Below are 22,570 nucleotides of genomic sequence, written 5' to 3'. Positions count from 1 at the left end.
TATCGCCACGAAAGATTTCACGAGGCCGACACCATGCTCCGTCCCATTGCCATTGCCCCATCGATCCTCGCGGCCGACGGCGGCGATCTTTCCGCCGAGACGCAGGCGGCGATCGAGGCCGGCGCGGATCGTATCCACCTCGACATCATGGACGGGCACTTCGTCCCGAACCTTTCGTTCGGGCCGGCGGTCGTCGCGGCGCTGCGCCCGCTCGGCGATATCCACTTCGACACCCATTTGATGATCGCACCGTGCGACCCCTTCCTCGAAGCGTTCGCCGAGGCCGGTTCGGACACGATCACCGTCCATGCCGAGGCCGGTGCGCACCTGCACCGCTCGCTCCAGGCGATCCGCGCGCTCGGCAAGCGCGCCGGCGTGGCGATCAACCCGGCGACGCCGGCTGTGGCCGTCGAGCATGTGCTCGACCTCGCCGATCTCGTTCTGTGCATGACGGTCAATCCGGGCTTCGGCGGCCAGCGCTTCATCGCGGGCATGACGGACAAGATCGCCGCGCTCTGTGCGATGATCGGCGATCGGCCGATCGACATCGAGGTCGATGGCGGAATCAGTCAAGAGACCGCCGGTCTGGCGGCAGCCGCCGGCGCGAACGTGTTCGTTGCCGGATCTTCGGTCTTCGGTGGCGCCCGTGATACCTATGCCGGTGCCATTGCCGGCATTCGCCAAGCCGCCGAGAAGGGGCGCGACTGACGATCGCCCGCGGCCAAGCGATGACGCGCCTTCGCGAGCAGTCCTGCGTATCGCTGCGTTCCGTTGGCCGTTGGCTGACATGTCTCCTGCTCGAAAGCATCGTATGGGCCTGTGCGATGGCCGTTTCGGTCATTCTCGCGCTCGGCCGCGTGACAGGCTGGATCGGCGGCCACACCGAGGCGCTTACCGAACTCTTCTTTGCCGGCGGCCTGATCGCCTTTCCGATCGCTCGCGCGCTCCATTCGTTCGTCGCCGGCCGCGGCCATCGCGAAACGCGCCTTGCCGCCGCCATTCTATGCCTCTCGGGAACCACGCTCGCCTGCACGGGCATGCTCTACGCGCTCGGCCATGTCGGCTGGGCCTTTCCGTGGTCGTTCTACGCCGGGACGGTTCACGCGCTCGTCGATTTCATCCTCGAGCTCGTCATCGCCACGGCGAGCTTCATCCTGTTCGGCCTTCGCTTCTATTTGCCCTTCGGCGCCGTAGCCCTTTTCGCTACCGCCTTCTGGCTCGCGCGCATGCCGCGTTGAGCTTCGCATGACGGTCTGCTAGGTCATCCGCTTCCCGAAGAACGAGCGAGCCCTACCCATGATCCCCCGCTACGCCCGCCCCGAAATGACCGCGATCTGGTCGCCGGAGACGAAGTTTCGCATCTGGTTCGAGATCGAGGCCCATGCCTGCGACGCGCTCGCCGACCTCGGCGTCGTTCCGCGCGAAGCCGCTCGCACGATCTGGGAAAAGGGCGGCGCCGCCACCTTCGACGTCGAGCGCATCGACGAGATCGAGCGCACGACCAAGCACGACGTCATCGCCTTCCTGACGCATCTCGCCGAAATCGTCGGTCCGGACGCCCGCTTCGTGCACCAGGGCATGACCTCCTCCGACGTGCTCGACACCTGCTTCAACGTGCAGCTCACCCGTGCCGCCGACCTTCTACTCGCCGATATCGACGCGCTGCTGGCGGCCCTCGAACGCCGCGCCTTCGAGCACCGCGATACCGTGACGATCGGACGCTCGCACGGCATTCATGCCGAGCCGACGACCTTCGGCGTGAAGCTCGCGCAGGCGCATGCCGAATTCCAGCGCTGCCGCGCCCGCCTCGTCGCCGCGCGCGAAGACGTCGCCACCTGCGCGATCTCGGGCGCCGTCGGCACCTTCGCCAACATCGATCCGCGGGTCGAAGAGCATGTCGCCGAAGCGATGGGCCTGAAACCCGAACCGGTCTCGACACAGGTGGTCCCGCGCGACCGGCACGCGATGTTCTTCGCCACGCTCGGCGTCGTCGCCTCCTCGATGGAACGGCTCGCCGTCGAGATCCGCCATCTGCAGCGAACCGAAGTGCTGGAAGTGGAGGAATACTTCTCGCCCGGCCAGAAGGGCTCGTCGGCGATGCCGCACAAGCGCAACCCCGTGCTGACGGAAAACCTCACCGGGCTTGCGAGGATGGTGCGCTCCTACGCCATGCCGGCGATGGAGAACGTCGCACTCTGGCACGAGCGCGACATCTCGCATTCCTCCGTCGAGCGGATGATCGGGCCGGATGCGACGGTCACGCTCGACTTCGCGCTCGCGCGCCTGGCCGGCGTCGTCGACAAGCTCGTCGTCTATCCCAATACGATGCGCGCGAACCTCGAGAAGCTGAGCGGGCTCGTCCATTCGCAGCGCGTACTGCTCGCGCTGACGCAAGCCGGCGTCTCGCGCGAGGATGCCTACGGCCTTGTCCAGCGCAACGCCATGAAGGTCTGGGAAGAAGGGGCGGACTTCCTGATCGAACTCATCGCCGACCCGGACGTGACCGCCGTGCTCGACGAAGAGACCCTGCGCGAAAAGTTCGACCTCGGCTATCACACCAAGCATGTGGATCGGATCTTCGAGCGGGTGTTCGGTCGCGCCGCCTGATCAAGGCGATAAGGGCGCACCGATAAAAAACCGCTCCGGTCCCCTCAGAGAACCGGAGCGGCCCTCGTCCGGACAAGTGGGCCCACTTAGACACCCCTCACCCGAAACTTGATCGGCGCCGGACGCGACCGCCGGCACCGTCGAACCCAAAACCGACGATCCGGTTCACCGGGGTCGTTCACGCTCGATTCGTAGTCATTGTCCACGTTCGCCGGTTCGTTGTCCATGGTGAATCGAACAACCCGTCGTTTCAACGGCGCTTTTCGGGCACGGCCAGCGAACATCGGGCGCGTTTACCGCCGTGAGCGCGGCATCGTCTTGCGGTAGAGATGCCAGGTGGCATGGCCGAGGATCGGCAGGACGACGGCGAGGCCGACGAGGAACGGGATGCTGCCGAGCACGAGCATGACCGCGACGATGAGGCCCCAGAGCGCCATCGGCCTGGGGCTCAGTTCGCTCGCACGGATGGAACTGAGCACCGCCACCCGCATGCCGACGTCACGATCCAGCAGCAAGGGGAAGGCAATCGCCGTCGTCGCCAGCACGAAGGCGGCGAAGGCGAAGCCGATGGCGTTGCCGAGCACGAGCAGCACAAGGCCGCGTCCGCTCGAAAAGACCATCGCGAGAAGGCCGCCCACGGTTTCGGGCATGCGCGCACCGAAGAGCGAGACGTAGAGCGCTTGCGCGACGAGCAGCCAGACCAGGAAGACGGCGAACAGGCAGGCGCCGAGCGTGACGATCGAAGGCAGCGCGGGCGAGCGCGCCACTTCGAGGGCGTCCTGCCAGGAGGGGTCCCTGCCCATCTCGCGGCGCCGGCTGATCTCGTAGAGGCCGAGTGCTGCGATCGGTCCGAGCAGCGCGAAGCCGGAGATCAGCGGAAAGACGAGCGAGAGCGCGCTGCCTGCTTCGGCCCATACGCCGAGCACGAGACCGACGACGGGGTAGATCAGGCAGATGAACGCCGCATGGGTCGGCATGGACAGGAAGTCCCGTGTGCCGAGACGCAGCGCATCGAAGACGTCTGAGCGCGTGATCCCGCGGATTTCGGGAAGCGGCGGTGCATCGGACGCGCCGGTCAGGACGTGAAAATTCGCCATGTCGAAACCTCCTCCGCCGTGCCGAGCAAAGGCTTCATGCCGCTCCTGTCGCACGGCAGCGTCAGCTTAGCACGGCAGAGACGATTTGTCGCGGAGGAAAGATTTGGGCCGTGTCCGGCGTCAGACTACGAGTGTGACGGGTGTGGGGTCGGCGTCAGGCGACGCGGGAGCCGAGTGCGGGTTCGGCGGCGAACGACACGAACCGGCGGGGAAGCGGCATGATACCGCCCTGCCCGATGCGGTACGCGGCCATGCAGCCGAGAAGGTTCGCGACTTCCCGCGGCAGCGCCGGTTTCGGCAGCGCGCCGAACGTACCGGGCACGCCGGTTCCGAGCGCGGCGATGTCGCTGGTGACGAAGGCGACGAGCAGCCCGTGATCGCGAGCGAGCGCCAGGCCGGTCTGCACGCCGGTCGCGCCGTCGGCGAGATTGACGTCGACCAGCGCGGCATCCGCGCGCGTCGCCAGGGCGAGCGCGCTTCTTCGGCTCGCCGCCAGTCCCGCGCTTTCGTGACCGGCATCGACGATCGACTGCTCGGTATCCATCGCGATCAGGACATTGTCCTCAACGACCAGCACACGCATCACACCCTCCTGGCCTCGTTGCCCACGACCGAAGTCTCGCGTTGAGTAAAGGCACGAGATGCAGGTCGGTTTCGCGACAATTCGATTTAAATGCATGGATATCGCGAACGTAGTTAATAGTCCGTGAGCATCGGCCGAACTTGACAACGACCGGACCGCCGGCGCACATCGCGGCCCCATGAAGGCTTCCGAAGCGGACATCATCATCGTGCCGGGCTACACCAATTCCGGCCCCGATCACTGGCAGTCCCGATGGGAGCGCAACATCCGTACCGCGCGGCGCGTCGAACAGGACGCCTGGTCGAAGCCCGAACGCGACGACTGGGTCCGACGCATGGCCGAAACGGTGAACGCCGCCCAGGGCCCCGTCGTCATCGTCGCCCATTCGCTGGGCGTGGCGACGGCGATCCATGCCATTCCCGAATTCGTCACCCCGGTCGTCGGCGCGTTCCTCGTCGCCCCGCCGGAGGTCGACAATCCGGAAATAAGGCCGAAGCACCTGATGACGTTCGGTCCCTATCCGCGCGATCCGCTGCCCTTCCCGTCGATGGTCGTCGCCAGCCGGAACGATCCGTTCGGCTCCTACGAGCACGCCGACGAACTGGCAGCGGCCTGGGGCTCGGTCATCATGGACGCGGGCAATGCGGGCCACATCAACGCGGAGTCCGGCCAGGGCCCGTGGCCGGAAGGCACGATGGTGTTCGCCCGCTTCATGTCGCGGCTTTGAGCCGGAAGGCGCTTCAGCCTTCCTTTCTCAGTTCCTCGACGGCTTCGACGAGGAAGGTTGCCATCTTCGCGCGGATTTCGTTGGCGTCGACGGCATGGGTCCCGGAAGCGAGGTCGGCCTCGATCCGGGTGACGACACCCTCGCCCCGCTTGCCTTCGAAGCCGGCCGCCACGATCTCGGCGACGTAGGCCTCGGCCTGCGCCCCGCTCTTTCCGAGCCGCGCGGCCGCCCAGCGCCCGATCATCCGGTTGCGGCGTATCTGCGCGCGGAAGCGCAGGTCCTCGTCATGCGCGAACAGGTTTTCGAATGCACGTTCGCGTTCGTCCAGCATTCCCATCGTCGGTCTCCTCGCATTCGAGCGACCACGGTCGTATATGGGAATGCGGGCGTTTGCGCGGCAGTCGTCCACCGCCATTCGGGCCATGGCCCGTGCGCGCCGATTGTCCGCAGCGCACAATTCGGCTAAGGACGCGAAAGAGCCGCGCGCGAATTGCAAGCCGGCAGCTGCGGCTGCCTCGATTCGGGCGATCGTGCCCAAGAATAAGCTGTAGAGAAGAACCGATATGAATCGTCGCCGCCGCATCTACGAGGGCAAGGCCAAGATCCTTTACGAGGGCCCGGAACCGGGCACGCTGATCCAGTTCTTCAAGGACGACGCGACCGCCTTCAACGCGAAGAAGCACGAAGTCGTCGACGGCAAGGGCGTGCTCAACAACCGGATCTCCGAATACATCTTCACGCATCTGAACCGCATCGGCATCGGCACGCACTTCATTCGCCGGCTGAACATGCGCGAACAGCTGATCAAGGAAGTCGAGATCGTCCCGCTCGAGGTCGTGGTGCGCAACATCGCCGCCGGATCGCTCGCAAAGCGCCTCGGCATCGACGAAGGTACGGTCCTGCCGCGCTCGATCATCGAATTCTACTACAAGGCCGACGCGCTCGACGATCCGATGGTGACCGAAGAGCACATCACCGCCTTCGGCTGGGCCTCGCCGCAGGAAATCGATGACATCATGGCGCTCGCCATCCGCGTCAACGACTTTCTCTCCGGCCTCTTCCTCAGCGTCGGCATCCAGCTCGTCGACTTCAAGCTCGAATGCGGACGCCTTTTCGAGGGCGACATGATGCGCATCGTCGTCGCCGACGAGATCTCGCCCGATTCGTGCCGGCTGTGGGATATCTCCAACCAGCAGAAGCTCGACAAGGACGTCTTCCGCCGCGACATCGGCAACCTCGTCGAGGCCTATCAGGAGGTGGCCCGCCGCCTCGGCATCATGAACGAGAACGAGCCGCCGCGCGGCAGCGGTCCGGTGCTGGTGAAATGAGCGGGGTTCGGTCGTGGTGAAGGCGCGTGTCACCGTCACGTTGAAGAACGGCGTCCTCGACCCGCAGGGCAAGGCGATCGGCGCGGCACTGGCCTCGCTCGACTTCGAGGGTGTGGAAAACGTACGCCAGGGCAAGGTCTTCGACCTCGAACTGGCCACGGACGACCGGCAGGCGGCCAAGGATGAGCTGAACGCCATGTGCGAGAAGCTCCTCGCCAATACGGTCATCGAAGACTATACCGTCGAGATCGAGTGAAGGGTCGCACGCCATCATGAAGTCTGCCGTGATCCTGCTTCCCGGCCTCAACCGCGACCGCGACATGATCGCGGCGCTGACGAAGATCGCCGGCGAACCGCCGGTGACGGTCTGGCAGAGCGAAACCGAAATTCCCGACGTCGACCTCGTCGTCGTCCCGGGCGGCTTTTCCTACGGCGACTACCTGCGCGCCGGCGCGATCGCCGCGCGCATGCCTGTGCTGCAGGCGGTGCGCGAAAAGGCGGAAAAGGGCGTGCGCGTGCTCGGCGTGTGCAACGGATTCCAGATCCTCATCGAAGCCGGGCTCCTGCCCGGTGCGCTGATGCGCAACGCCTCGCTGCGCTTCGTGTGCCGCGAGGTCCGGCTGCGGATCGAGAATGCCGATACGGTGTTCACGCAGGCCTACGAGGCGGGACAGGTCCTCACCTGCCCCGTCGCCCATCACGACGGCAACTACATCGTCGACAAGGCCGGGCTGAAGCGTCTGCAGGACGACGATCGCATCGTGCTGCGCTACGCCGACGGCACGAACCCGAACGGCTCGCTCGACGACATCGCCGGCATCGTCAACGAAGCCGGCAACGTGCTCGGCATGATGCCGCATCCCGAAAACCGCATCGAACCCGCCCATGGCGGGCGGGACGGCCGCGCGCTCTTTGCGAGCGCGCTCGACATGGTGGCTGCCTGATGAAAACCAAACGCTTCGCCCTCATCACCCTCGGTTTCGCCGCAGCCGCCGCGCTCGCGGGCTGCCAGACGCGAACGGACGACACGATGGCCGGCGAGTTGCGCTTCGCGGCCAATGACGGCGCGATCCCCGCGCTCGAACGCATCATGCAGCAGGCGTCCGTGTGCTGGTTCAAGCAGAATGCCAGCGGCTTTGCGAACTACCGGATCGCACCGGAGATCAACGCCATCAGCGGTCCCCCGCGCATCCTGCTCGTACCGGCGAGCAACCCGGCGGGACGGCCGAAGGCGGTCATCGAAGCGCAGGGAAATCCCGCGACGATCGACGTCTACGGTCCGCTGATGACGACCGGCGTCGCGGACCGCATTGCCGCGGATACGCAGCGATGGGCCGCGGGCGGCACGGGATGCGGCGCGGCGGCCTGAGCGGTCCACCCGATCCCCTCGAAGGAACGAGTACGCCGGGAGCCAACGCGCGAACCTAACGAAGCCGGCGGCGCAGCGAACCGCGCCGCGGCAAGACGTCGGAGCAGAAAAATCCCCATCGAACCGGAAATCACCGAGGAACTCGTCGCCGGCCACGGGCTGACGCCCGAGGAATTCGATCGCGCGCTCGAACTGGCCGGCCGCGACTTGACCTTCACCGAACTCGGCATCGTCTCGGCGATGTGGAACGAACACTGCTCCTACAAATCCTCCAAGCGCTGGCTGCGCACGCTGCCGACGACCGGCCCGCGCGTGATCCAGGGCCCCGGCGAGAACGCCGGCGTGGTCGACATCGGCGACGGGGACTGCGTGGTCTTCAAGATGGAGAGCCACAACCACCCATCCTACATCGAGCCCTATCAGGGGGCGGCGACGGGGATCGGCGGCATCCTGCGCGACATCTTCACCATGGGCGCACGGCCGATCGCGTCCATGAACGCGTTGCGCTTCGGCGCGCCCGACCATCCGAAGACCCGTCACCTCGTCTCGGGCGTCGTCGCCGGCATCGGCGGCTACGCCAACGCGTTCGGCGTGCCGACGGTCGGCGGCGAACTCGAGTTCGACGAGCGCTACAACGGCAATATCCTCGTCAACGCATTCGCGGCCGGGCTTGCCAAGTCCGACGCGATCTTCACCTCGAAGGCCGAGGGGGTCGGCCTGCCGGTCGTCTATCTGGGCGCCAAGACCGGGCGCGACGGTGTCGGCGGGGCGACGATGGCCTCGGCCGAGTTCGACTCGACGATCGAGGAAAAGCGACCGACCGTGCAGGTCGGCGATCCCTTTACCGAAAAGTGCCTGCTCGAAGCCTGCCTCGAACTGATGGCCTCGGGCGCCGTCATCGCCATTCAGGACATGGGCGCAGCCGGCCTCACCTGCTCGGCCGTCGAAATGGGCGCGAAGGGGGATCTCGGCATCCGCCTCGATCTCGATCGCGTGCCGGTTCGCGAAGCCGACATGAGCGCCTACGAGATGATGCTTTCGGAAACCCAGGAGCGCATGCTAATGGTGCTCCGCCCCGAGAAGGAAGCGCAAGCGCAAGCGATCTTCCGCAAATGGGGCCTCGATTTCGCGATCGTCGGCGAGACGACGGACGACCAGCGCTTCAGCGTCGTTCACGGCGGCGAGACGGTTGCGGACCTGCCGATCCGCGAACTCGGCGACGCCGCGCCGGAATACGACCGCCACTGGCGCGAGCCCGGCAGATACACGCCCATCGTCGCTTCCACCGTCGAGGAGCCCGAAGATTACCGCGCGGCGCTGCTCGCCGTTCTCGGCGCACCGAGCCAGGGCTCGGCACGCTGGGTGTGGGAGCAGTACGACACGATGATCCAGGGCAATACAGTCGAGCGCCCGGGCGGCGATGCCGGCATCGTGCGGGTCGAGGGACACCCTCGCAAGGCGCTGGCCTTCACCTGCGACGTCAATCCGCGCTACTGCGAGGCCGACCCCTACGAGGGCGGCAAGCAGGCCGTCGCCGAGTGCTGGCGCAACTTGACGGCCGTCGGCGCCGATCCGCTCGCCGTCACCGACAATCTGAATTTCGGAGACCCGGAAAACCCGGAGATCATGGGCCAGCTCGTCAAGGCGATCGAGGGGATCGCCGAGGCCTGTTCCTGGTTCGAGTTCCCGGTCGTTTCCGGCAATGTCTCGCTCTACAACCAGACCGAAGGCCGCTCGATTCCGCCGACGCCGGTGATCGCCGGGGTCGGCCTCGTTCCGGACTGGCGATACGCGGCGAGCGCAGGCGGCGCCAAGCCGGGCGACCATCTCGTCCTTCTCGGCCACGACGGCGACCATCTCGGCGCGTCGGCGTTCCTGCGCGTCGTCCAGGGCCTCGACAACGGGCCACCGCCGAGCGTCGACCTTGCCGCAGAATGGCGCAACGGCGAATTCGTCCGCTCGGCGATCCGCAACGAGCAGGTCACGGCCTGCCACGACCTTTCGAGCGGCGGGCTGGCGATCGCCATGGCCGAGCTCGCACTTGCGAGCGGCATTGGGCTCACCGTGCGCCTCGATACCGAAACCTCGCCCTTACATGCGCAGCTCTTCGGAGAGGACCAGGCGCGCTACCTCGTGACGGTGCCGAACGATCTGGCGAACTTCTTCTGCATGAATGCGGAGGGCGCCGGCGTGCCTTTCCGAATTCTCGGCACTATCGGTGGCGATGCGCTCGTGCTCGAAGACCGCTTCTCGATCCCGCTCGACGAACTGCGTGCCGCGCACGAGGACTGGCTGCCGAACTATATGGACGGCAACACCGCGCCGTCCGGCAATTGACACACAAGCCAACGATTGACGACAGGCCCGCGATTGACGCACAGCCCCGCGCGGGCGATACATCCCGGGCGTTCGAATCCCTTCGGAGTATGCTGCGATGGCAATGACGGCCGGCGACATCGAAACCATGATCAAGGCCGCGATTCCCGACGCGCAGGTGACGATCCGCGACCTCGCCGGGGACGGCGACCACTACGCCGCGGAAGTCGTCTCGGAAAGCTTTCGCGGCAAGACCCGCGTGCAGCAGCACCAGATGGTCTACGATGCGCTGAGCGGCAACATGGGCGACGCGTTGCACGCACTCGCCCTGCAGACTTCTGCGCCGAAACAGGACGCTGGCTGAGCCGACAACCGCTGCCATAGGCGGGTTCGCCTTGTTTCGCGCTGCCGCATGACCTATTTTGCGGACGAATTTCCATTCGCCGGCCGCTTTGCAGGCCGGCAGAAAGCGAGCGAGACATGAGCGGTATCAACGACTTCATCGACAACGAAGTGAAGACGAACGACGTCGTCCTGTTCATGAAGGGCACGCCGCAGTTTCCGCAGTGCGGCTTTTCCGGCCAGGTCGTGCAGATCCTTGATTACCTCGGCGTGAACTATCACGGCGTCAACGTTCTCGAGAGCGACGACCTGCGCCAGGGCATCAAGGAATATTCCAACTGGCCGACCATCCCCCAGCTCTACGTCAAGGGCGAGTTCGTCGGCGGATGCGACATCATCCGCGAGATGTTCCAAGCTTCCGAGCTTCAGGGTCATCTCGAGGAACAGGGTGTCGCGGTGCGCGGCGCGGCCTGACCAAGCCCCTTCCCGGCGGCTCACGAGAGCCGCCTACAATCTACTTTCATGCTAGCGAATGCGTCGGTATCCGGCGCATTCGTATTTTTTGCAGGTATCGTTACGGAGACCGACGATGAGCGCCAATCCGGCCGTGGCTGGCGAACGACCAGGCGGTGTCGGCAAGACCAGTCGCGCGGAGTTTATCTGTCTTCTGGCCGCGTTGATGGCGGTCAACTCCATCGCCATCGACATCATGCTGCCCGCCTTCCCGAACATGGCCGATTTCTACAGCCTGTCGGACCCGAACAACGTCCAGTTCGTCCTGATCGCCTACATCGTCGGCTTCGGCGGAGCGCAGATCGCCTTCGGTCCGATTTCGGACCGCTTCGGACGCAGGTCACCCCTTTTTGCGGGGCTCGGTCTTTATATCGTATGCGCGTTGATCGGTGCCTTTGCGCCGACCTTCGGCATCCTGCTGTTCGCCAGGTTCTTTCAGGGGCTCGGTGCAGCAGCGACGCGCATCATTGCCCTGTCGATCATCCGCGATACCCATTCCGGCCGCCAGATGGCCTCCATCATGTCCTTCGTCATGATGGTCTTCATGATCGTTCCCGTCATCGCGCCGGCGACCGGACAGGTGCTGATCCTCATCGGGCACTGGCAGCTCATCTTCGCCTTCATGGCGATCATGTCCTCGCTGATCACGGTGTGGACCGTTGCGCGCCTGCCCGAGACGCTGCCGGAAAGCCACCGCCGCCCGCTGACCCTCATCTCGATCGTGCAGGCATTCCGGATCGTGCTCACGAACCGGCTGGCATTCTGCTACGCCATGGCGATCGCGTTCTATTTCGGTTCGCTGTTCGCCTACGTCAGTTCCGCCCAGCAGATCTATGTCGGCGTCTACGACCTCGGCGTCTGGTTCCCGGCATTCTTCTCCGGCGTCGCGATCCTCATGGCGGTCTCGAATTTCGTGAACGCCAAGCTCGTCGGCAGGCTGGGTCAGCGGCGGCTCTCGCACGGGGCCCTCGTCGTCTACGTCGTTCTTTCCATTACGCTGATGATCGCGGCACTCCTGGGTCCGGTGCCCTTCTGGCTTTTCTATCTGATCCTCGGGATCATGATGCCGCTTTTCGGCTGGGTCGTCGCCAACTTCAATTCGATCGCCATGGAGCCGCTCGGGGCCGTGGCCGGTACGGCGTCGGCCGTGCTCGGCTTCACGCAGACGGCAGGCGGCGGGATCATCGGCGCCGTGATCGGCCAGACCTTCGACGGCACGATGCTGCCACTCGCGACCGGTTTCGCCATCGTTTCGACGATCGCGTTGCTGCTGGTGCTCGTCGCGGAGAACGGAAAGCTGTTCGGGGCGGAGGTGTAAGGCTCGCTCAGTCCTCCCAGATCGCGTGGCGGATCATCTGCCAGCTTTCGCGATCGGGTGCGGCGAGCAGCCCGCCGGCCTTGTCGCCGGCGCGGTACGGCGTGCCGTCGAGCTTCGCCGAATAGCCGCCGGCCTCGGCATGGATCAGCAGGCCGGCGAGGTGATCCCACGGCATCGTCTTGCTGTAGGCGGCGAAATCGGCCCGGCCCTGGACCAGAAGCCGGTATTCGTGGCCGGCGCACTTGTAGTTCAGCGGCGACAGAACCTTGGTATGGTTGGCTGCGATGCGGCTGCGCTCCGGCTCTTCGAAATACTGCCACGAGACGACGCCCGCCATCTGCGCAAGCTCGACGGGTTCGGCGACCGCAAGCCGCCGCGAATGTCCGTTGCCATCCGTCATGAAGGCGCCGCCGCCGCGCTCGGCCACCGCCTGATCGCCATTGACCGGATCGTGGATGATACCCGCGACCGTCTCGCCCTTCTCGACGACGGCGAGCATGATGGCGAAGAGTGAAAGGCCCGACGCGAAATTGAAGCTACCGTCGATCGGATCGATGACGAAGGCGAGCTCGGCTTCGCCCAGCCCTTCGAGCACGGACGGATCGGCACTCACCGCTTCCTCGCCGACGATGTGCGCGTGCGGGTAGCGCTTGCGAAGCGCGTCCGTGATCATCCGCTCGGCTGCCTCGTCGCCTTCGGTCACGAGATCGGCGCGGCTCGTCTTGCGTCGGATCGAACCCGCGTCGAGCGTGCGAAAGCGCGGCATTACCTCGTTGCGGCCGGCTTCGGCAAGCAGTTCCACGAGATCGTCGATCGCCGTCTGATCGAGAGGCATGTTCAGGTTTCCTTCGGGGCTTGCGGCATGAGGCCGGCGAAATCGAACAGCCCCGGATCGAGCAGATGGCCGGGGCGGACATTGGCGAGCGCGCGGATCATGACGTCCTTGCGGCCGGGCATGCGGCGCTCGAGATCGCCAAGCATCGTCTTCATGGCGTCGCGCTCCAGCCCGTCCTGCGCACCGCAGAGGTCGCACGGGATGATCGGGAAACGCATGTATTCGGCAAAACGCGCCAGATCGTCCTCGGCGCAATAGACCATCGGCCGGAGCACCGTGAGGTCGCCTTCGTCGTTCATGAGCTTGCCCGGCATGGCGGAAAGCCGCCCACCATGCAGGAGGTTCATGAAGAACGTTTCGAGCACGTCCTCGCGATGATGGCCGAGGACCAGCGCCTCGCATCGCTCTTCGCGAGCGATGCGGTAGAGGTTGCCGCGCCTCAGCCGCGAGCACAGCGAGCAATAGGTGGCGTTTTCCGGCACCTTTTCGGTCACGATGGAATAGGTGTCGCGATACTCGATGCGGTGCGGCACGGCGTTCCTGGTCAGGAATTCCGGCAGCACGCGCTTCGGAAAATTGGGCTGGCCCTGATCGAGATTGCACGCGACGAGATCCACCGGCAGCAAACCACGCCACTGAAGGTCGAGCAGGATCGCGAGCAGCCCGTAGGAGTCCTTGCCCCCGGAAACGCCGACGAGCCAGCGCGGCCGTGCCGCGTGCGAAACCATCGAGAAATCCGACAACGCCTGGCGGACCTGCCGCTGAAGCCGCTTTCGAAGCTTGTTGAAACCGACCGACGACGGTGAGTCGCGCAGGATGGCCGGCACGCTGGCGCCGCCATTGTCCGACCCGTTCGCTTCCGTCACTTCGGCGTCAAGCGCGCCTTCGTTCAGGCTCTCCATCGTCTCAAGCTCCGGACCGACCCCGTGGCGCCGCGTTTAGCGCATGCGCGCGCGCCAGACAAATCGTTCGGCAGCGCGGGCGGTCGTCTCAAAAAGAAAGGCCGCCCCGAAGAGCGGCCTTTCGTAGATACAGAAGGCTTTCGCCGGTCAGCGCGAATAATACTCGACGACCAGGTTCGGCTCCATGACGACGGCGTAGGGCACGTCGGCAAGGGCCGGCATGCGCACGTATGTCGCGGTCATCTTGGTGTGGTCGGCCTCGATGTATTCCGGCACGTCACGCTCGGCGAGCTGAACGGCCTCGAGGACCTGAAGGCTCTGCTTGGACTTTTCGCGCACCTCGATCACATCGCCAGCCTTGCAGCGATAGGACGGGATGTTCGTGCGCTTGCCGTTGACGAGCACGTGGCCGTGGCTGACGAACTGGCGCGCGGCGAAGATCGTCGGCACGAACTTGGCACGGTAGACGATCGCGTCGAGGCGCGATTCGAGCAGACCGATCAGGTTGTCGTTCGTGTCGCCCTTGCGGCGGTTCGCCTCCTCGTACGTACGACGGAACTGCTTCTCGCGAATGTCGCCGTAGTGACCGCGAAGCTTCTGCTTGGCGCGAAGCTGCGTGCCGTAGTCGGAGATCTTGCCCTTGCGGCGCTGGCCGTGCTGGCCGGGGCCGTATTCACGGCGATTGACGGGGGACTTCGGACGGCCCCAGATGTTTTCGCCCAAGCGCCGGTCGAGCTTGTAGCGGGCCTTGTTGCGTTTGCTCATCGCATTTCCTTTCAAGCGATCGCGACCGGCCTGCGCGAACCGCCGGCCGGTCTTCAAGGAAACGCGCCCTCCTCTGGCCCGGGATCGGACCTGACAGGACGACATGCGCACGCTTGCGCCGCCATCCGCGGGACACGTCAAGAGATTGCGCTCGGGCGTTGCCCGGCACGCAGCGAGCGATAGACAACGCCGCCCGGAATGTCAATCGGCCCCGCACCGCGGGCACCGACCGACGAAACGCCGGGCCCGAAGGCCCGGCATGCCCGATCCGCTGCCTATTGCGGAAGCTTGTCGTCGACGCCCTTCACGTAGAAGTTCAGGCCGAGCAGGGTCTCGTCCTTGGCGGTCTCGCCCTTCTTCAGCCAGACCGAACCGTCCTGCTTCGTGATCGGACCGGTGAACGGGTCGAAGCCGTCCTTGATCTTCTGCTCGGTCTCCTCGGCCATCTTCTTGGTGTCGGCGGACATGTTCTCGTACGGCGCCATGATGAGGATCTTGTCCTTCAGACCCTCCCAGCTCGACTGTGACTTCCACGTGCCGTCACGCAGCGCCTTCACGCGCTGGACGTAGTACGGACCCCAATGGTCAACGATTGCGGTCAACTGCGCGTCGGGGGCGAACTTGCTCATGTCGCTCGCCTGCCCGAAGCCGAACTTGCCGCGCTTTTCCGCGATCTGCAGCGGCGCCGGGGAATCGGTATGCTGGACGATGATGTCGACGCCCTGATCGAAGAGCGCCTTGGCCGCGTCGGCCTCCTTGCCGGGATCGAACCAAGTGTTCACCCAGACGATCTTGATCTTGAAGTCCGGATTGACCGACTGCGCGCCGAGCATGAAGGAATCGATGCCGCGCACGACTTCCGGGATCGGGAAGGAGACGATGTAGCCGGCCGTCCCGGTCTTCGACTTCTTCGCCGCGATCTTGCCGAGGATATAGCGGCCTTCGTAGAAGCGGGCATTGTAGGTGGCGAGGTTATCGGCGGTCTTGTAGCCGGTCGCGTGCTCGAACTTCACGTCCGGGAACTGCTTGGCGACCTTGACCACCGAATCCATGAAGCCGAACGACGTGGCGAAGATGATGTTGCAGCCCGAGCGCGCGAGTTGCTGGAGGACGCGCGTCGCGTCCGGTCCTTCGGAGACGTTCTCGACGTATTTCGTCTTCACCTCGTCGCCCATCTCCTTTTGCAGGAAGAGGCGCGCCTTGTCGTGGCCTTCGGAATAGCCACCATCGTTGTGCGAGCCGACATAGACGAAGCAGGCGAGCGTCGGATCCTTGTCCTGCGCCTGCGCTGCGGCGATCATGCCGAGCGAGGCGGTAAGCGCTAGAAGCAGTTTTTTCATCATGACCTCTCTGTAGGGATTTCGAGCCTTGTTCTGGTTATGGCGCAAAGCCCGCGATGCCGGCATCTAGCGATCCGGCACAAAGGGCTTTCCGAGGCAGGCCGGCGTGTTCATGAGCGTCAGCCTGCGATTGCGTGAGATGAGCACGAGGACGACCACCGTCGCAAGGTAGGGCATCGACGAGAGGAACTGCGAGGGGATGCCGAAGCCGAAGGCCTGCGCGTTGAACTGGCCGATGCTGACGGCGCCGAAGAGATAGGCGCCGACGAGAACCCAAACCGGCCGCCACGAGGCGAAGACGACGAGGGCGAGCGCGATCCAGCCCCTGCCCGCCGTCATGTTCTCCGTCCATTGCGGCGTGTAGACGAGCGAAAGCTGCGCCCCGGCGAGGCCGGCGCACGCGCCCCCGAACATCACCGCCAGGTAGCGCACGCGAATGACGCCCATGCCGAGCGCATGGGCGGAATCGTGGTTGTCGCCGATCGAGCGCAGTTCGAGGCCGGTGCGCGTTCGAAACAGGAACCAATGCACCGCGATCACGAGCAGGATCGAGAGATAGAAGATCAGGTCGTGCGAAAAGAGGATCGGCCCGACGACGGGGATTTCGGCAAGGCCGGGAATCGGCAGCGCGCCCATCTGAATGCCGGGCGTGCCGACGAAGCTGTCGCCGATCATGCCGGAAAGGCCGAGGCCGAGGATCGTCAGCGAAAGGCCGGTCGCGACTTGGTTGGCGACGAGCGTCAGGGTGAGAAAGCCGAAGAGCAGTGAAAAGGCCGCGCCCGCGAGAATGCCGCACACCATCCCGGCATAGGGCGAGCCCGTCGCCTGCGCGCCTGCAAACGCCGTGACGGCACCGATGATCATCATGCCCTCGACGCCGAGGTTGAGCACGCCGGAACGCTCGACGACCAGTTCGCCGACCGCCGCGAGAAGCAGCGGTGTCGCAGCCGTCATGATGGTCGGCAGCATGGCGAGGAAGAGGTTCATTGCGCTGCCTCTTCGCCGCTTGCACGGCGGCTCGAGACAAGACGGATGCGGTAGAGGATCAGCGTATCGCAGCCGAGTACGAAGAAGAGCAGGAAGCCCTGGAAGACGCGCGCGACCTTCTCGCTGAGCCCGATCGTGATCTGCGCGGCCTCGCCGCCAAGATAGGTGAGCCCCAGCACGAGACCCGCGACGACGATGCTGAGCGGGTTCAAACGTCCCAGGAAAGCGACGATGATGGCCGTGAAGCCGTATCCGGGCGAGATGACAGGCTGAAGCTGATTGATCGCTCCGGATACTTCGCAGATGCCGGCGAGACCGGCGAGCGCGCCGGAAAACAGGAACGAGAAATAGACCATGCGCCGGCTCGAAAACCCGGCGAAGCGCCCGGCGCGGCTCGATTCGCCGAGGACCCGGATCTCGAAGCCCTTCAGCGTGCGGCGAAGCATGAACCATGTGACGACGGCCGCGACAAGCGCGAAGACGAAGCCCCAATGGGCGGCACCCCCGGCATAGATCGGGGGCAGCGTCGCGCTGTCGGAAAACTGGATCGTCTGCGGGAAATTGAAGCCCTGCGGGTCGCGCCACGGCCCGCGCACCGTCCAGTCGAGGAAGAGCTGTGCGACGTAGACGAGCATGAGGCTCGAAAGGATCTCGTTCGCATTGAACTCGGCCTTCAGGATCGCCGGGATCGCCGCATAGAGCGCGCCGCCGACCATGCCGAGGACGAGTATGATCGGCAAAAGCAGAGGCGAGGTCCAGTCCGGCGCCATGACAGGCAGGATCGAACCCATCAGCGCGCCGGCGATGAACTGGCCCTCCGCGCCGATGTTCCAGTTTCGCGAACTGAAGCAGACCGACAGTCCGACGGCGATCAGGATGAGCGGCGCCGACTTGATGGCGAGCTGATTGAGCGACCACGCGCTCGTCAGCGGCGCGATGAAGAACGAATAGAGCGCCGAAAACGGATCCTTGCCGAGGGCTGCGAACATGATACCGCCGGCAACGACCGTCAGCGCCAGCGCGATGAAGGGCGAGAGCGCGGCATAAAGGGAAGAACGCGTCGCGCGGCGCTCGATCTCAAGACGCATCGGCAAGCTCCGTCCCCTCGTCGACGCCCTGAATGCCCCCCATGAGGCGGCCGATGCGCTCACGGGTCATCGTCGCCGACGGTTCGGCCTTCGAGAGCCTGCCGCCGCTGATGACGGCGATGCGCGTTGCAATCTCGAAGATCTCGTCCAGATCCTGGCTGATGACGAGCACCGCGGCCCCTTCCCGCGCCCGTTCGATCAGCGCCTGGCGAATGCGTGCGGCGGCGCCTGCATCGACGCCCCAGGTCGGCTGGTTGACGACGAGCACGCGCGGCTTGCGGTCGAGTTCCCGCCCGACGATGAACTTCTGTAGATTGCCGCCCGAAAGCGACGAGGCCTGCGGATCCTCCCCGGACTTGCGCACGTCCATCGCGGCGACGATGCGCCGCGCCGTCTCGCGCACCGAGCCTTCTTTCAGCATGCGGACGGGGCCGCCGGCGAGATAGGCACGCGAATCACTGGCATGTCGCGAGAGCATGACGTTCTGCGAAAGGGCGAGACTGCCGACGGCACCGTGACCGTTGCGCTCCTCCGGGACGAAGCCGGCGCCGAGCAGACGGCGCGCCGAAATGGAGAGCCGGCCTGCGTCCCGCCCGTCGATGCGCACCGCGGCAGCGTCCGCAACCAGCGTCTCGCCGGAAAGCACGTCGAAGAGTTCGCTCTGGCCGTTGCCGGCAACGCCAGCGATCGCGAGGATTTCCCCGCTTCGAACGGCGAGCGTGACGTCTTCGAGGGAGATCGAGAAGGGTGTTTGAGCAGGCACGGAAAGCGCGCGAGTTTCGACAAGCACCGCCTCCCCGGGCGAAAGGCCGCTGTCGGCGATCCCTTCCACTTCGCCGCCGACCATCATGCCGGCGAGCGAGCCGACCGTTTCACGTCGCGGGTCGCAGGCGCCCGTTACCTTGCCGTGGCGAAGCACCGTCGCACGGTCGCAGATGCGGCGCACCTCTTCGAGGCGATGGCTGATATAGAGGATCGCCCGGCCCTCCCCACGCAACTGCTCGAGCGTCTCGAAGAGCCGATCGGCCTCCTGCGGCGTCAGCACGGAGGTTGGCTCGTCGAGGATGATCAGTTCCGGCTTCTGCAGAAGCGTGCGCACGATCTCGATGCGCTGGCGCTCGCCGACGGAAAGGTCCGCGACGTGCGCGTTCGGGTCGAGCGGCAGGCCGTATTCGCGCGACAGGCGCGCCGCCTCCTTGGCAATGCGTTCGATCGGAACCGCATCGTCGAGCGAAAGGGCGATGTTTTCGGCGACGGTCAGCGCCTCGAAAAGGGAAAAATGCTGGAAGACCATGCCGATGCCGGTTCGGCGCGCGGCAGCCGGCGAACGGATCGCGACCGGATCGCCGCGCCAGCGGATCGCGCCTGCGCTCGGCTCGAGGACGCCGAAGAGCATCTTGACCAGCGTCGACTTTCCGGCGCCGTTCTCGCCCAGCAGGGCATGGATCTCGCCGCCGGCGATCGAGAGGTCGATCCCGTCGCATGCCTTGAACGAACCGAAAGACTTGGTCAGCCCCTCGGTCGATAGAAGGGCCGCATCGCCGGTGGAAGAGCTGGACGCCACGAAATCTCCCGTGCTGCGGCCGTGCGACGTTGGATCGTGCGTCACGACCCTTGCCTGCCCTTACATTCCGCAGTTTTCCCAAATGATCAAGATGTGAGCACTCTCAATCCCCACGCTAATCCTGCAACGGCCGGATCGGCCAGCTTATGCGGAACCGCGCCGGCCGAGGTTCGGGAAAAACTGCAGCACGGGGCCGATGAAGTAGAGATAGGCACCCGCCGCGACGACCGCCCAGACGAGCCAGCGCGGACTGTCGAAATTGAGAAACAGCGCGAAGACGCTGAGGACCGACCACAGTGCGAAGACGCCGAGATTGAGCGGCCGCAGGCGTTCGACGCGCACCGGGTGGAGAAAAAACACGTTGAGAAAGGTGAAGACCACGGAAAGCAGGATGGTGATCCACGCGACCGCCGGCGTCGGATCGACGACGAAGAAGGTGAAGACGACCATGTTCCAGGCGACGGGAAAGCCGGAGAAGAAGTTCTCCTCGGTCTTCATGCCGGTGTCGGCGTAATAGATGGCGCTCGACATGACGATCAGGCCGGCGGCGACGAACGACCACGTGTTGCCGAGCATGCCGCTTTCGTAAAAGCCGTAGGCCGGGATCAGCACGTAGGTCACGTAGTCGATGACGTTGTCCAGCATTACGCCGGACCATGTCGGCAGGACCGACTTGACGTCGAGCTTGCGAGCGATTGGCCCGTCGACGCCGTCGACGAGCAACGCCGCACCCAGCCACCAGAACATGGCGCCGAAATGCCCGTCCCCCGCGGCCACCAGCGCCAGAAAGGCGAAGAAGGCGCCGGAAGCCGTCAGGATGTGCACGGAAAAGGCGCGAATCTCCGCATAGGGAACACGTCGATAGTTGAAGATCGGCAAGGAAGGCCCCCGTCCCCTGGATACGCCGGCGCAAGGCCGTCTTGGCACGGCCGTTCGGCTTCAAGCGCTAGCAGACATGACGCACGTGATCCAGCACGCATGTAATCCCGTGCGTCTAGCGTGTTTCCGGAAAAGTCGGAAACATTTCCGTCGATCCACCGTGCGTTCCGCACTCTGGCGATATGGCGCCGCCGCCCTATCTTCAGGCGTCATACGAGAAAGTACCGCGAGGAAACTGGACGGGAATGGCAGAGGAATTCGATGCGCTTGTGGTGGGCGGTGGCCTGACGGGTGCGACCGCTGCGCTGGAACTTGGATACAAGGGTTTCCGCACCGCCTTCGTCGCCCCGCGCATCGCCGAGCCGGACGGTCGTACGACCGCCTTGATGAAGCAGCAGGTGACGATGCTGGAGCGCCTCGGCGTATGGGAGCGCATCAGCGATCGTGCCGCTCCGCTCGCGACGATGCGCATCATCGACGGCACGAGACGGCTCTTCCGTGCGCCGACGGTCGCCTTCCATGCGGGCGAGATCGACGAACCGGCTTTCGCCCACAACATCGCCAACGCCGCCCTGATCGAGGCCATGAACGATGCGGTCGGCGAGAACGAGAGCGTTACCCGTTTCGAAAGCATGGCGAGCGAAGCGCGCAGTGAGCGCGACGGCGTCGTCGTGTCGCTTGCCGATGGTACGAGCTTGCGCGGCGGCCTCGGGATTGCCGCTGACGGGCGCCGTTCGGTGCTTCGGCGCGCCGTAGGCATCCATACGCATACGCGCAGCTATCCGCAGGCCGCCCTCGTCACCGTCTTTTCCCATCGTCTGCCGCACGACAACGTATCCAACGAGTTTCATACGGAGGACGGCCCGTTCACGCAGGTACCGCTTCCCGGCAAGCGTTCCAGCCTCGTCTGGGTCATGCGACCGCGCGACGCGGAAACGCTGATCAACCTCGGCACGGACAATCTCGCGCGGCGCATCGAGGAGCGCATGCAGTCGATGCTCGGGCGCGTTTCGATCGAGGCCGAGCCGCAGCGTTTTCCCTTGTCCGGGCTCGTCGCCCACCGCTACGGGGCGCGGCGCATCGTGCTCGTCGGCGAAGCGGCGCACGTCTTCCCGCCGATCGGCGCGCAAGGGCTCAATCTGGCGCTGCGCGATGTGCTGACCCTGTCGAGGATCATCGATCAGAAGGGAAACCGCGGCGACCTTTCCGGCGTGCCTTCCGTCTACGATCGGGCACGGCGCGTCGACATCCTTTCGCGTACGGCAGCCGTCGATCTCCTGAACCGCAGCCTGCTCGGCGGACTATTGCCCGCCCAGATGCTGCGCGGTGCGGGGCTGGCCGTCCTAAAGGAGGTGACACCGCTTCGCAACGTATTGATGCGCGAAGGCATGCGACCCGGCGATTCCCTGCGCGCGGTTGGCGAAGATATCGCCGAGCGTTTCCGCAACCCGTTGCGTCGAGATCGTACGAACTAACGTTTCCAGTGGATTACCTTCCGCATGCTTTGATTTTTCGTTCTGAGTTTTTCACCTTCGCGCCTCACGAGGGAATCGAAATGAAAGCCCGCGAAGCCAAGTTCCAGATCGGCCAGATCGTCCGCCACCGGATCTATCCGTTTCGTGGCGTGATCTTCGATGTCGATCCGGAATACGACAATACCGAAGAGTGGTGGAATTCCATTCCCGAAGAAACGCGTCCGCGAAAGGACCAGCCGTTCTATCATCTCTTCGCGGAGAACGACGAAACGGAATACGTCGCCTATGTTTCGGAACAGAACCTCGTTGCCGACGAGAGCGGCCAGCCCGTGCGCCATCCTCAGGTGAACGAACTCTTCGACATCGTCGAGGACGGCATCTACCGAACGCGCGAACGCACCAGTCACTGAAACCCGACACGCAAAAAGGCCCGGCAGCCTTTATAGCCTTTCAGGTTTATACGGAAGCGCTCTGTTCGATCGTGCCGGTTTCCCACGCGAAGGCGATCGCAGCGCGATGTGGTTCATCGGGCAAG

Annotated in this window: 25 protein-coding genes; 14 read left to right on the top strand and 11 right to left on the bottom strand. The window is 64.9% G+C overall.

What is annotated here, in order from left to right; genetic code table 11:
- Nucleotides 1-33: 33 nt before the first annotated feature.
- Genes rpe through purB form a run of 3 tightly spaced genes read left to right on the top strand, consistent with a single transcriptional unit; the run spans nt 34 to nt 2,607 of the window.
- Nucleotides 34-708: a ribulose-phosphate 3-epimerase gene (gene rpe, locus FJU11_RS13455; protein ID WP_141167587.1), complete on the top strand. Its 675-nt coding sequence runs from the start codon at nt 34-36 to the stop codon at nt 706-708.
- 20 nt (nt 709-728) lie between these two features.
- Nucleotides 729-1,238, top strand: a complete 510-nt coding sequence (locus tag FJU11_RS13450) for a hypothetical protein (RefSeq protein ID WP_141167586.1) — start codon at nt 729-731, stop codon at nt 1,236-1,238.
- Nucleotides 1,239-1,296: 58 nt separating this feature from the next.
- Complete coding sequence (purB, locus tag FJU11_RS13445; protein WP_141167585.1) at nt 1,297-2,607, top strand: adenylosuccinate lyase; 1,311 nt, start codon at nt 1,297-1,299, stop codon at nt 2,605-2,607.
- Between the two features lie 293 nt (nt 2,608-2,900).
- Here the strand turns inward: purB and FJU11_RS13440 are convergent, their stop codons facing one another.
- Together FJU11_RS13440 and FJU11_RS13435 are read right to left on the bottom strand one after the other, a co-directional pair.
- Nucleotides 2,901-3,704: a DUF2189 domain-containing protein gene (locus tag FJU11_RS13440; RefSeq protein WP_141167584.1), complete on the bottom strand. Its 804-nt coding sequence runs from the start codon at nt 3,702-3,704 to the stop codon at nt 2,901-2,903.
- 154 nt (nt 3,705-3,858) lie between these two features.
- Nucleotides 3,859-4,287, bottom strand: coding sequence for a response regulator (locus FJU11_RS13435; protein WP_181408185.1), 429 nt, complete (start codon nt 4,285-4,287; stop codon nt 3,859-3,861).
- Between the two features lie 178 nt (nt 4,288-4,465).
- Between FJU11_RS13435 and FJU11_RS13430 the strand changes: the two genes are divergently transcribed.
- Nucleotides 4,466-5,014, top strand: a complete 549-nt coding sequence (locus tag FJU11_RS13430; protein WP_141167582.1) for an RBBP9/YdeN family alpha/beta hydrolase — start codon at nt 4,466-4,468, stop codon at nt 5,012-5,014.
- Between the two features lie 13 nt (nt 5,015-5,027).
- On the opposite strand, the gene FJU11_RS13425 is transcribed toward FJU11_RS13430, so the two are convergent.
- The gene (locus FJU11_RS13425; protein WP_141167581.1) at nt 5,028-5,351 is read right to left on the bottom strand and encodes a DUF1476 domain-containing protein; all 324 of its coding nucleotides are present in this window, start codon (nt 5,349-5,351) and stop codon (nt 5,028-5,030) included.
- 226 nt (nt 5,352-5,577) lie between these two features.
- On the opposite strand from FJU11_RS13425, the gene purC reads away from it, so the two are divergent.
- The 8 genes from purC to FJU11_RS13385 all read left to right on the top strand — a co-directional run bounded on the left by purC (nt 5,578) and on the right by FJU11_RS13385 (nt 12,200).
- Complete coding sequence (gene purC / locus FJU11_RS13420) at nt 5,578-6,342, top strand: phosphoribosylaminoimidazolesuccinocarboxamide synthase (protein WP_141167580.1); 765 nt, start codon at nt 5,578-5,580, stop codon at nt 6,340-6,342.
- A gap of 13 nt (nt 6,343-6,355) precedes the next feature.
- A complete protein-coding gene (gene purS / locus FJU11_RS13415; protein ID WP_141167579.1) occupies nt 6,356-6,598 on the top strand; it encodes a phosphoribosylformylglycinamidine synthase subunit PurS in 243 nt (80 codons plus the stop codon).
- A gap of 16 nt (nt 6,599-6,614) precedes the next feature.
- Nucleotides 6,615-7,286 (top strand): phosphoribosylformylglycinamidine synthase subunit PurQ, encoded by a 672-nt coding sequence (purQ, locus tag FJU11_RS13410; protein ID WP_141167578.1) that lies wholly within the window; start codon nt 6,615-6,617, stop codon nt 7,284-7,286.
- Nucleotides 7,286-7,711 carry a hypothetical protein gene (locus tag FJU11_RS13405; protein ID WP_141167577.1) on the top strand — a complete coding sequence of 142 codons (426 nt, stop codon included), beginning with the start codon at nt 7,286-7,288 and terminating at the stop codon, nt 7,709-7,711. Before purQ ends, FJU11_RS13405 begins: the two co-directional genes overlap by 1 nt.
- Nucleotides 7,712-7,822: 111 nt before the next feature.
- On the top strand, nt 7,823-10,048 hold the full coding sequence (gene purL / locus FJU11_RS13400) for a phosphoribosylformylglycinamidine synthase subunit PurL (protein WP_141167576.1): 2,226 nt from the start codon (nt 7,823-7,825) through the stop codon (nt 10,046-10,048).
- Between the two features lie 97 nt (nt 10,049-10,145).
- The gene (locus tag FJU11_RS13395) at nt 10,146-10,391 is read left to right on the top strand and encodes a BolA family protein (RefSeq protein WP_141167575.1); all 246 of its coding nucleotides are present in this window, start codon (nt 10,146-10,148) and stop codon (nt 10,389-10,391) included.
- 116 nt (nt 10,392-10,507) lie between these two features.
- Nucleotides 10,508-10,843: a Grx4 family monothiol glutaredoxin gene (gene grxD / locus FJU11_RS13390; RefSeq protein ID WP_141167574.1), complete on the top strand. Its 336-nt coding sequence runs from the start codon at nt 10,508-10,510 to the stop codon at nt 10,841-10,843.
- Between the two features lie 115 nt (nt 10,844-10,958).
- Complete coding sequence (locus tag FJU11_RS13385; RefSeq protein WP_210242890.1) at nt 10,959-12,200, top strand: multidrug effflux MFS transporter; 1,242 nt, start codon at nt 10,959-10,961, stop codon at nt 12,198-12,200.
- 7 nt (nt 12,201-12,207) lie between these two features.
- Here FJU11_RS13385 and FJU11_RS13380 read toward each other — a convergent pair whose 3' ends face one another.
- From FJU11_RS13380 to pcsA, 8 genes are all read right to left on the bottom strand, one after another.
- Nucleotides 12,208-13,035 (bottom strand): inositol monophosphatase family protein, encoded by an 828-nt coding sequence (locus tag FJU11_RS13380; RefSeq protein WP_141167572.1) that lies wholly within the window; start codon nt 13,033-13,035, stop codon nt 12,208-12,210.
- 2 nt (nt 13,036-13,037) lie between these two features.
- Nucleotides 13,038-13,937 (bottom strand): tRNA 2-thiocytidine(32) synthetase TtcA, encoded by a 900-nt coding sequence (ttcA, locus tag FJU11_RS13375; RefSeq protein ID WP_141167571.1) that lies wholly within the window; start codon nt 13,935-13,937, stop codon nt 13,038-13,040.
- Nucleotides 13,938-14,084: 147 nt separating this feature from the next.
- Nucleotides 14,085-14,702: a 30S ribosomal protein S4 gene (gene rpsD, locus FJU11_RS13370; RefSeq protein ID WP_141167570.1), complete on the bottom strand. Its 618-nt coding sequence runs from the start codon at nt 14,700-14,702 to the stop codon at nt 14,085-14,087.
- Nucleotides 14,703-14,977: 275 nt separating this feature from the next.
- A complete protein-coding gene (locus tag FJU11_RS13365; protein WP_141167636.1) occupies nt 14,978-16,042 on the bottom strand; it encodes a BMP family ABC transporter substrate-binding protein in 1,065 nt (354 codons plus the stop codon).
- A 66-nt stretch (nt 16,043-16,108) separates the two neighbouring features.
- On the bottom strand, nt 16,109-17,029 hold the full coding sequence (locus FJU11_RS13360) for an ABC transporter permease (protein WP_141167569.1): 921 nt from the start codon (nt 17,027-17,029) through the stop codon (nt 16,109-16,111).
- Entirely contained in the window at nt 17,026-18,117 is a 1,092-nt protein-coding gene (locus FJU11_RS13355; protein ID WP_141167568.1) for an ABC transporter permease, read from the bottom strand. The genes FJU11_RS13360 and FJU11_RS13355 overlap by 4 nt, the downstream gene beginning before the upstream one ends.
- Complete coding sequence (locus tag FJU11_RS13350) at nt 18,107-19,681, bottom strand: ABC transporter ATP-binding protein (RefSeq protein ID WP_141167567.1); 1,575 nt, start codon at nt 19,679-19,681, stop codon at nt 18,107-18,109. Before FJU11_RS13350 ends, FJU11_RS13355 begins: the two co-directional genes overlap by 11 nt.
- Before the next feature lie 144 nt (nt 19,682-19,825).
- Nucleotides 19,826-20,560 (bottom strand): phosphatidylcholine synthase, encoded by a 735-nt coding sequence (pcsA, locus tag FJU11_RS13345; RefSeq protein WP_141167566.1) that lies wholly within the window; start codon nt 20,558-20,560, stop codon nt 19,826-19,828.
- A gap of 245 nt (nt 20,561-20,805) precedes the next feature.
- Here pcsA and FJU11_RS13340 point away from each other — a divergent pair, with 245 nt between their 5' ends.
- Complete coding sequence (locus FJU11_RS13340) at nt 20,806-22,035, top strand: UbiH/UbiF family hydroxylase (protein WP_141167565.1); 1,230 nt, start codon at nt 20,806-20,808, stop codon at nt 22,033-22,035.
- An 80-nt stretch (nt 22,036-22,115) separates the two neighbouring features.
- Nucleotides 22,116-22,445 carry a heat shock protein HspQ gene (gene hspQ / locus FJU11_RS13335; protein ID WP_141167564.1) on the top strand — a complete coding sequence of 110 codons (330 nt, stop codon included), beginning with the start codon at nt 22,116-22,118 and terminating at the stop codon, nt 22,443-22,445.
- Nucleotides 22,446-22,570 lie beyond the last annotated feature (125 nt).

Source organism: Pararhizobium mangrovi, from assembly GCF_006516965.1.
In the GTDB taxonomy this organism is placed as follows: domain Bacteria; phylum Pseudomonadota; class Alphaproteobacteria; order Rhizobiales; family Rhizobiaceae; genus Pararhizobium_B; species Pararhizobium_B mangrovi.
Note: the sequence above shows the minus strand (reverse complement) of the source record. Positions and strands in the feature narration are given on the sequence as shown.

Bases quoted from the DNA above. Each gene is read 5' to 3' on its own strand.
- FJU11_RS13450 (WP_141167586.1), top strand. From the start codon at position 729: ATGACGCGCCTTCGCGAGCAGTCCTGCGTATCGCTGCGTTCCGTTGGC.
- FJU11_RS13365 (WP_141167636.1), bottom strand. From the start codon at position 16,042: ATGAAAAAACTGCTTCTAGCGCTTACCGCCTCGCTCGGCATGATCGCC.
- FJU11_RS13340 (WP_141167565.1), top strand. From the start codon at position 20,806: ATGGCAGAGGAATTCGATGCGCTTGTGGTGGGCGGTGGCCTGACGGGT.
- FJU11_RS13360 (WP_141167569.1), bottom strand. From the start codon at position 17,029: ATGAACCTCTTCCTCGCCATGCTGCCGACCATCATGACGGCTGCGACA.
- grxD (WP_141167574.1), top strand. From the start codon at position 10,508: ATGAGCGGTATCAACGACTTCATCGACAACGAAGTGAAGACGAACGAC.
- purB (WP_141167585.1), top strand. From the start codon at position 1,297: ATGATCCCCCGCTACGCCCGCCCCGAAATGACCGCGATCTGGTCGCCG.
- purC (WP_141167580.1), top strand. From the start codon at position 5,578: ATGAATCGTCGCCGCCGCATCTACGAGGGCAAGGCCAAGATCCTTTAC.
- rpe (WP_141167587.1), top strand. From the start codon at position 34: ATGCTCCGTCCCATTGCCATTGCCCCATCGATCCTCGCGGCCGACGGC.
- FJU11_RS13430 (WP_141167582.1), top strand. From the start codon at position 4,466: ATGAAGGCTTCCGAAGCGGACATCATCATCGTGCCGGGCTACACCAAT.
- FJU11_RS13395 (WP_141167575.1), top strand. From the start codon at position 10,146: ATGGCAATGACGGCCGGCGACATCGAAACCATGATCAAGGCCGCGATT.
- FJU11_RS13355 (WP_141167568.1), bottom strand. From the start codon at position 18,117: ATGCGTCTTGAGATCGAGCGCCGCGCGACGCGTTCTTCCCTTTATGCC.
- ttcA (WP_141167571.1), bottom strand. From the start codon at position 13,937: ATGGAGAGCCTGAACGAAGGCGCGCTTGACGCCGAAGTGACGGAAGCG.
- rpsD (WP_141167570.1), bottom strand. From the start codon at position 14,702: ATGAGCAAACGCAACAAGGCCCGCTACAAGCTCGACCGGCGCTTGGGC.
- hspQ (WP_141167564.1), top strand. From the start codon at position 22,116: ATGAAAGCCCGCGAAGCCAAGTTCCAGATCGGCCAGATCGTCCGCCAC.
- FJU11_RS13425 (WP_141167581.1), bottom strand. From the start codon at position 5,351: ATGGGAATGCTGGACGAACGCGAACGTGCATTCGAAAACCTGTTCGCG.
- FJU11_RS13435 (WP_181408185.1), bottom strand. From the start codon at position 4,287: ATGCGTGTGCTGGTCGTTGAGGACAATGTCCTGATCGCGATGGATACC.
- FJU11_RS13380 (WP_141167572.1), bottom strand. From the start codon at position 13,035: ATGCCTCTCGATCAGACGGCGATCGACGATCTCGTGGAACTGCTTGCC.
- FJU11_RS13385 (WP_210242890.1), top strand. From the start codon at position 10,959: ATGAGCGCCAATCCGGCCGTGGCTGGCGAACGACCAGGCGGTGTCGGC.
- purQ (WP_141167578.1), top strand. From the start codon at position 6,615: ATGAAGTCTGCCGTGATCCTGCTTCCCGGCCTCAACCGCGACCGCGAC.
- FJU11_RS13440 (WP_141167584.1), bottom strand. From the start codon at position 3,704: ATGGCGAATTTTCACGTCCTGACCGGCGCGTCCGATGCACCGCCGCTT.
- FJU11_RS13405 (WP_141167577.1), top strand. From the start codon at position 7,286: ATGAAAACCAAACGCTTCGCCCTCATCACCCTCGGTTTCGCCGCAGCC.